Source organism: Curtobacterium sp. UCD-KPL2560 (assembly GCF_001705035.1).
Classification (GTDB): Bacteria; Actinomycetota; Actinomycetes; order Actinomycetales; family Microbacteriaceae; genus Curtobacterium.
This window is the reverse complement of sequence record NZ_MCIG01000103.1, coordinates 1-7941: the sequence shown is the minus strand read 5'-3', so window position 1 is coordinate 7941 and position 7941 is coordinate 1. Positions and strand designations below refer to the sequence as shown.

Sequence of the window (7941 nt, the reverse complement as noted above, 5' to 3'; positions counted from 1 at the left end):
GTGCCCGGGGGTGGGCGAGCGGGCTGTCAGCAGGCGGGCGGTGGGGCCGTGGTCCGGTGGTCCGGCGCTGGTGGTCCGGTCGTGCGGCGGCCGGCGGCCGCCGGCGGGGGCGGTGTCGACCGCCTGCGGGGGCGGTGTCGGCCGCCTGTCACCCGGCCGCTCAGGTCGCGCCGGGGCGACGGGCGTTGCCTGCCGGGGTCACCGCAACCGAACACGAGGAGCGACATGGCCAAGACCTGGTTCATCACCGGAGCGTCGAAGGGCTTCGGCCGCGAGTGGACGGAGGCCGCCCTGGAGCGCGGCGACTCCGTCGCGGGCACCGCACGGAACACCGACGACGTCCAGGCGCTCGTCGACCAGTACCCCGACACGTTCCTGGCGATCCGCCTCGACGTCACCGACCGCGAGGCCGACGTGGCCGCCGTCCAGCAGGCCGCCGAGCACTTCGGCCGCCTCGACGTGGTCGTGAACAACGCCGGCTTCGGCCACTTCGGCATGGTCGAGGAGCTCACCGAGGACGAGGTCCGCGCGCAGCTCGAGACGAACTTCTTCGGCGCGCTCTGGGTCACGCAGGCCGCGCTGCCGATCATGCGCGAGCAGGGCTCGGGCCACGTCGTGCAGGTGTCGAGCATCGGCGGGATCAGCGCCTTCCCGACCGTCGGCGCGTACCACGCGTCGAAGTGGGCACTCGAGGGCCTGTCGCAGTCGCTGTCCCAGGAGGTCGCGGGCTTCGGGATCCACGTGACCCTCGTCGAACCCGGCGGGTTCTCGACCGACTGGTCGGGTCCGTCGTCGAAGCACAGCGACGAGCTCGAGGCCTACGCCGAGGTGCGTGAGGCGGCGTCGAAGCGTCCGTCGGCAGCCGACCCGGGCAAGCCGGAGGCGACGCGGTCCGCGATCCTGAAGGTCGTCGATGCCGAGGAGCCGCCGCTGCGTGTCTTCTTCGGCAAGGCACCGCTGGGCATCGCCGAGCGGGACTACGAGTCGCGGCTGGCGACGTGGCGTGCGTGGCAGCCGGTCGCGGAGGAGGCGCACGGGGCCTGATCCGGGAGGACTGTGGGAGGGGCGCGTCGCTGGTGCGGACCGGCGGCGCGCCCTCCTTGCCTTCTCGAGCCACGTCTCGCGATCGGAGGCGCGGGGCTCGTCCGTCGAACCAGCTAGGACGAACTACTGAGGAGACGCTTCGGCGGGCCGACGCCGCAATCTGCCAACACGGTCCCGGAGTGCCGAAGGAGCAGGGCATCACGGTAGTGCCGATCGACGATGCCCGGAAAAACCATCCCGAGAGGTAGCCGGGCCGCGAAGTCCGACGACCTCCGTCACCCCCATACCACGCCTGCGCCAGCGAATTTGGAACATCGGAACACCCTGTCCCTGCTTTCAACAGATGCCGTTAGGCGGGTGGATCAGGGACGACGCCGACTTGAAGTCGAAATGAGCCTCTTGTCAGTAAGCTACTTGCCGATCTCGTCGAAGTAGTCCGACCAGATTCTGTAGCTGATCCGGGGGCGGGCCGGTACCCGCGCTTCCCGCGTGAGGTCGCGCAACTCCGTCAAGGTGAGCCCTGATCGCGGACTGACGAACTCGACCCGAGGGTCGAGCTTGCATGTCTCGACTGCGTATGCTCCATCGTCATCAATGAAGAGCCACTGGAGATATCGCTGGGAGTTCCGCTTATGCACCGCGATCAAGGGCGCACCTCGAGCACCCAGGATCCTCTGCATCTCCTCATCGGAATGCGCTTCCCAAAGAACTCTGTTGTTCCGGAATGCGCTCCTCAATGCGCTTCTCCTTCCCGCAGCGACTCCAGTGATCGTCACGATCACCGTCGCCCCGATGAAGGCGAAAAATGCGATCAACTCCAACCTTCTACCGTTTCTTGCGTCGTGGGGGGTAAAGCCAAGACTGCCGGTTGCTCACGGACTGATGAATCCATGTTGCCCCTCTTCCGGCTCCGTAAACAAAGTCGGCCGCTTTGTGGGAATTGAACACGTACTTGGCAACACGGGCACCTCTGGCTCGACCGATTGCCGCCGCCTTCCGCGCAACTCTTCCCACCTTCGAAGCCGCTTGAACTCCACGATAGGCCTTGACTCCCGCTTCAAGCCCTCGCCCCACGCCGAAACTTGCTGCTCCCGCTAGATCAAGCCAGCCCGACTTGTCACCCTTTGAAAGCTTGTACACTCCAACACCGACGGCGAGGACGGACGATATGATGCCGCAGACGCCACAGCCGAAAAGTGCGGCCACGCCGAGGCCTGAACTGATGTTGTCTGCCAGGTTGACCCAGTCCCCCACCTTCCACGCTTTGTTACCGTCAAGGTCGAGTCCGTTCAACGGGTCGTTGACGTACGCGTAGGCATTGTCGGTGCCGCCCTCGACGGGGTCGACCTGCAGGAATCGTCCGAGCGCTGCGACGGACTGCCGGGCGCCCATCTCGATCGTGGCGATCGAGCCGAGGTGTTCGCTGAGCTTCTGGTGCTGCCCGAGCCATCCGTAGTCGGCGTTGCCCTGCTGCGTGTCCGGCCCGGACTGGTTCGCCGTGGCCGTGCCGAACAGGCCGGTGGCCTGGTCCATGACCTGCCCGAACGGGTCGAACACCGGCAGCACCTGGGATGCGAGCTGCCCTGTACCGTCGGTGGTGGCGACGATGTCCCCGTGGATGTTCGGGTACGACCACACCGCGCTCGTCCCACGAAGCTCTGCGGTCACCCCGCCCGGCAGGGGAAGGTCCCACTCGGTGAGCTTGCTCGCGCCGTCGTAGACGAAGTCCGGGGTGTCACCGTCGCCGGTGAACCCGTACCGGGTGACGGTCTTCGTTCCGTTCGGGGTCTGCTCCGTGCGCTGCACGATCCGGTTCGACGCGTCCCGCACGTACGACACCTTCGACCCGTCCGTCAGTGCGGTCTGGACGTGCCGGTCCTGCCCGTCGTAGACGAGGGTCTCGTCAGCCAGGGTGGTCGTGTTCCCGTGCGCGTCGTAGACCAGCTGCGCACCGGTCAAGGACTGGTTCACCGGCGTCGCTCCCGTGACCGGGTTCGTCACCGTGGTCCCGATGAGCCGGTCCGCTGCGTCGTAGCAGGACGCGACCTGCGTCGCCGCACCCGCCGGGTTGCCCGAGGCGTCGAGGAGCTGGTCCGACGAAGCCGTCCGGTTCCCGTTCTTCCCGGCCGCAGCGACCCCACCCGACTGGGCGCACGTGCTGGCACCGAAGCCGTAGGTCAACCGGTGCCGCGGGATCGACGCGGCCACGAGCCTCCCGGCCGTGTCGTAGGAGTACGTCGACGCGTTCGACGCCGCCCCGAGGGCGGTGGTGTCCTTCAGGACGTCACCGGACTGGGACCGGACCACCTGGTCGGTGACCTGCGGCTGGTTGTTCGGGAACGACCACGCCAACCCGGTCAGTGCACCGGCACCGTCCTTCGTCACCGTGACCGAGGTGCCGTTGCCGGCGTTCCCGGCACCCGCCGGGTACGCCACCGCGGTGACCTCACCCTGCTGGTAGGTGGGGACCGCGACGATCTTCCCGTCCGCGGTGAACTGCGTCACCTTCGAGTCCACGTCGTACGACTGCCCCGTCGAGTGCTGCACACCGTCCGCGGTCACCGCCAGCGTCGAGGTGATCCGACCAGCCTGGTCGTAGGACGTGGTGGTCGTGGTGCCCCAGACGTCGACGTACTTGACGACGCGGCCGAGCAGGTCGGTCTTGGCCGTGGTCGTCGAGCCGTTCGGGGACCCGGACACCGCTCCGTCGGAGACCGCTGCGGTGAGACCGTCGGCGGAGTAGGAGGACGTCGCCGTGGTGCTCGGCTGCCCGTTGAACGCGGCGGTGACCGCCTTCACCGTCCGGCCTCGGGCATCGAAGGTCACGCACGACCAGTCGTCGTCGCCGGTGGTCTTCGTCCCGGCGGTGCGACCCCACACGTCGTACAGGTACGACGTCACGACGGCACTGCCCGTCGCGGGCGTCGGCCCGGTGGTCGACTTGAGCATCCCGTTCTGCGGGGTGGACACGTCCACGCCGCAGATCTGTCCGTCCGTGGTGCCGTAGGCGTCCTTGATCGTCTGCGCGGCTCCGAAGTACGCGTTCGTCGATGCTGCCGCGGCCTGCGCGGGCAGGGTCCGGGTCAGGGAGCGGAGGTAGCCGGCACCGGGAGCCTCTGTGGTGGTCGACGTCTTCAGGGCCAGGCCGGCGGGGTCGACGGTGGTGCCGTCGACGGTGCCGTACCAGGGACGCGAGTACGTCGTGGCCGTCGTGATCGGACTGATCTGGCTGGCCTGCGCGCCCGACGGGACCGCGTCGGCGGTCGTCGACGAGGTACCCAGGTTGTACGCCGGGGACAGCATCGACGCGGGCACCACGTCCGCTGCGGTGTACGTGCTCGGCGTGTTGCCGGTCGTCATGGCCAGCGCGAGCCGGGACGTCCCGGTCTGTTGCAGGTAGTTCAACCGGATCCGGAGGCTCTGGCCCGCGGAGACGGTGATCGGCTTCGTGGCGGCCTGGACGTGCGGGCCGTGGGGGCCCCAGTCGTTGATGAGCAGCTGGTCGTTGATCCAGAGCTTCGTGCCGTCGTCCGCCCACGTGTAGAAGCGGTACGTCCCCGCGGTCGGGAACGTGACCAGGCCGGTGAACGACACGGTCCAGTTCGCGCCGCCGGTTCCGCCGACGACCGTCCCGGTGGGCGTGGTCATCGGGCTGACGGCGTTGTCGCCGGTCGACCAGTCGTAGTCGACCGCGCCGTCGGTCTTCCCACCGTTCGCGCCCGCTGCCGTCGGCACGCCGAGCGTCATCGCCGCAGGGGCGCCGGAGAGGGTCTGGTTGTTGTACCAGGACGCGGCCAGCCCGCGGAGGTTCCCGTCGATCGCGGTCGTCGTCTGCGCCACCGGGGTCCCGGTGCCGGCGCAGACCCCGCCCGTGGGCAGCGGACCGTTGGCGTTCTGGATCGCGGTCGCGGGCTGCACCTGTCCGAAGCACGACGCCGGTGCGGGGCCGTAGGAGGCGACCGCGCGGTCCTGCTGGTCGTAGACGGTGCTCGACTCACGACCCTGCGGGTCGATCGAGGCAAGCTGGTTGTCGCGGCTGTTCCACACCGCGGTACTGGTCAGCCCGGACGCGGACGCCGCCGACGTCTGCCGCAGCGCGGCGTCCATCGTCACCGTCGATGCGTGCCCGTTCGGGACCGTGATCCCGGCGACGTCGACCGTGCTGGTGCGGTTTCCGTTGGTGTCCGGGGCGCCGTAGCCGTACGTCTTCTGCGGACGGGAGGCGCTGGTCACCCCGTCCGGGGCGGGCAGCGTCACCGAGGTGGCGCGGTCGGTTCCGTCGTAGCGGATGTCGGTCGTCACCGGCCCGGCAGCGTTCCGGCTGCTGTCCGCAGCCAGCCAGTCGTTGGTGAGGGAGTTCCGGATCGTCGACAGCAGGTAGGTCCCGCTGCTCGAGCTCAGCGTGTACCCGAAGTCGGTGACCTCGTTGCCGGGGTCCACGACCCGGGCGAGCTGTCCGGTGGTGTCGTAGTACAGCTGCGTGGTGGTGCCGTCCGGGTACAGGATCTGGCACAGCATCCCGGCGTCGGACTGCGACCCCGGTGCGGTCGTGGTGACCGCGGTCGGGTACGCGGACCCGGACGGCGGCGCGCATGCACCCGCGGCCCGGTTGGTGCCGTTCGTCGCGCTCGAGCCGATCGTGGTGTTCGACAGGTACGAGAACCGCACCTGACGTGCGTAGGCCAGGGACGTGCCGGACCCGGACGCCGAGAGCGGGTCCGAGATCGACGTCAGCTGTCGGCTGCTGTTGTACGCCGGGACCGGGTTCGCCGGCTTCGACCCGAGGTCGGCGGCCGGGGTCACGGACGTGACCAACCCGGCAGTGTCGAACTGGTAGACGGTACCGCCCTCGTCGGTGAGGACCAGGTTGCCGGCTTCGTCGGACGCCAGCACCCCCTGCTCGCCCGGGGGCGGGGTGTAGCCGCCGGCAGCGGTCCGGGCGTAGGTGTGCGTGCCGCCGTCGGTGTCTGTGACGATCACCGAACCGCCCTGCTTCGACGCCGAGACGTACGCTCCCGCGTCACCCATGATCGCTGCGGACGATGCCCAGCCGGACGGCAGCAGCGTCGGGGACTTCGTGAACCAGTTCGACGGGACGACCTGCGTGTTGACCCACGAGGACCCGGACTGCTGCTGGACCTCGAGGTACACGTTCGAGGATCCGCCGCGCTGGTAGTAGTCCACCGTGATCGGGATCGGCAGCTGGCCCGACTGCGAACCGATCGACCACTGCGACCCGTTCACGGTCAAGACCTGGTTCGCGGCAGTCTCCATGCGAGGCGAGGTCTGGTGCTGATCCCCCCACTGGTCGGTGATGATCCCGGTGGTCCCCAGCTGCAGGGCGACCCCGTCGTCAGCGAGGAACCCGAACGAGTAGGTCCCGGACGGGGGCGTCATGTACCCGGTCCACTTGGCCTGGAAGTACGACTGCGAGACGGCGTCGTCCGGCGCTGCACTCCCCCAGTCGAAGCTCACACCCGAGTCGGTGCGGACCAGCGTCTGCACGGCGTTCGGGGTCATCGAATCGCCCCGGCCGAACGTCGCGGTGTTGGCCGGGACGTTCCAGTACGTGCCGACGAGACCGCGGTTCGATGCGATACGCGAGTTGTAGGAGAAGTTCATCCCCATGTCCCCACCGAGGGTGCGCACGGTCGGCGAGGAGAACGACGCGGCCACGTTGCCGTTGCCGAGGTTCACCGTCACGGGGCCTGCAGCGTCCGTCGATGCCGGGCCGGGATCGGTGACGCGCGAGTTCACCGTCAACCGGTTCACGCCCGTGGTCGAGTTCGCCGTGTAGAGGTAGTCACCGAACGTGTCGTTGACGACCTGCACCCACGTGTAGGACCCGCCGTCCTGCAGGACCGCGTCGGGCACCTTCCACGACATCGACCCGTCCGCGTTGATCGTGCACGCACTGCCGGTCGGGGCGCACAGCGGCGACTGGGCGATCTGGCCCGACGTGCCGTCGGCACCACTGGTGACGCGGATCTCGTACTTGAGCGGCTGCCCGTTCGTCGACACCGCCGGCGGCGCCGTCAACGTCGGAGTCGTCGTCGCGACGACCGAACCGTCAGCAGGTGTGAACGATCCGCTGGCACCGACCGTCGGCAGCGACGTCGTCACCATCGGGTAGGCCGGAGTCCACGCCCGCACTCCGTAGGGGTCCTGCACGACGACGTTCCACCAGTACTGCGTCCCTGGCTGCAGCACCCCCTGCGGGACCGTCGCCTGGAACGTCGGGCTCTGTGCGCTCGGCGCGTTCGTCCAGTCGGTGTTCCACACCCGCGAGCCCCACGGATCGGTCGTGGTCCCGACGAAGAACTGGTAGATCAGCGGGTACGTCTGCGCCCCGTCCTGGGTCGCCTTCACCGCCAGTGTCGGCGTCGACGACGACGTCACCGGCGAGGAAGCGGCTCCGCCGGACGTCGTTGCACCAGGGGAGGTCTGCTGATCCGGGAACCCGGGGTTCGGGTCCCGCACGCTCGACACCGCCCCGGCGACGGTGGGCTTGTCCTCCCACTGCAGGTAGAGGGACACGTCGAGCTTCTTGTACGTGTAGGCACCGGCGTTCTCGTCACCGATGAGGCAGAACGATCCACCGGCCGAGCTCGCGTCGGTCCACTGCTGGACCTGTCCGGTCACGTCGAACGACGCCGTTCCGGTGTACCCGGCCGTGAAGTTCGTGCGGGATGCGTTACGGACGCCGCAGTTCCACGCGTAGGCCGAGGCCCACCCGGCGACCGACGTGGTCGCGGTCGCGGTCCCGGAGTTGGCCTGTGTCTCCGTCAGCTGTGCGGAGAGGATCTGCTTGCCGTAGAGCTGCTCGTACGGGAACTTCAACACGGTCCGCCAAACGCTCGGTGCGTTGTTGATCCGCGAGTTGCCGATGTTCGCGTA

3 protein-coding genes are annotated in these 7941 nt (G+C 68.6%); 1 reads left to right on the top strand and 2 read right to left on the bottom strand.

All coding sequences use genetic code 11. The annotated features are described in order from the left end of the window. Positions 1-225 precede the first annotated feature (225 nt). Positions 226-1044, top strand: coding sequence for an SDR family oxidoreductase (locus BEP24_RS15210; RefSeq protein ID WP_065964831.1), 819 nt, complete (start codon positions 226-228; stop codon positions 1042-1044). 410 nt (positions 1045-1454) lie between these two features. Here the strand turns inward: BEP24_RS15210 and BEP24_RS15205 are convergent, their stop codons facing one another. Beyond that, positions 1455-1865 carry a hypothetical protein gene (locus BEP24_RS15205; RefSeq protein ID WP_065964829.1) on the bottom strand — a complete coding sequence of 137 codons (411 nt, stop codon included), beginning with the start codon at positions 1863-1865 and terminating at the stop codon, positions 1455-1457. A 4-nt stretch (positions 1866-1869) separates the two neighbouring features. Continuing rightward, positions 1870-7887: a PA14 domain-containing protein gene (locus BEP24_RS15200; protein ID WP_216093152.1), complete on the bottom strand. Its 6018-nt coding sequence runs from the start codon at positions 7885-7887 to the stop codon at positions 1870-1872. Positions 7888-7941 lie beyond the last annotated feature (54 nt).

What these genes read in the sequence shown, in the direction of transcription:
- BEP24_RS15210 (WP_065964831.1), top strand. Translation starts at nt 226, where the DNA reads ATGGCCAAGACCTGGTTCATCACCGGAGCGTCGAAGGGCTTCGGCCGC.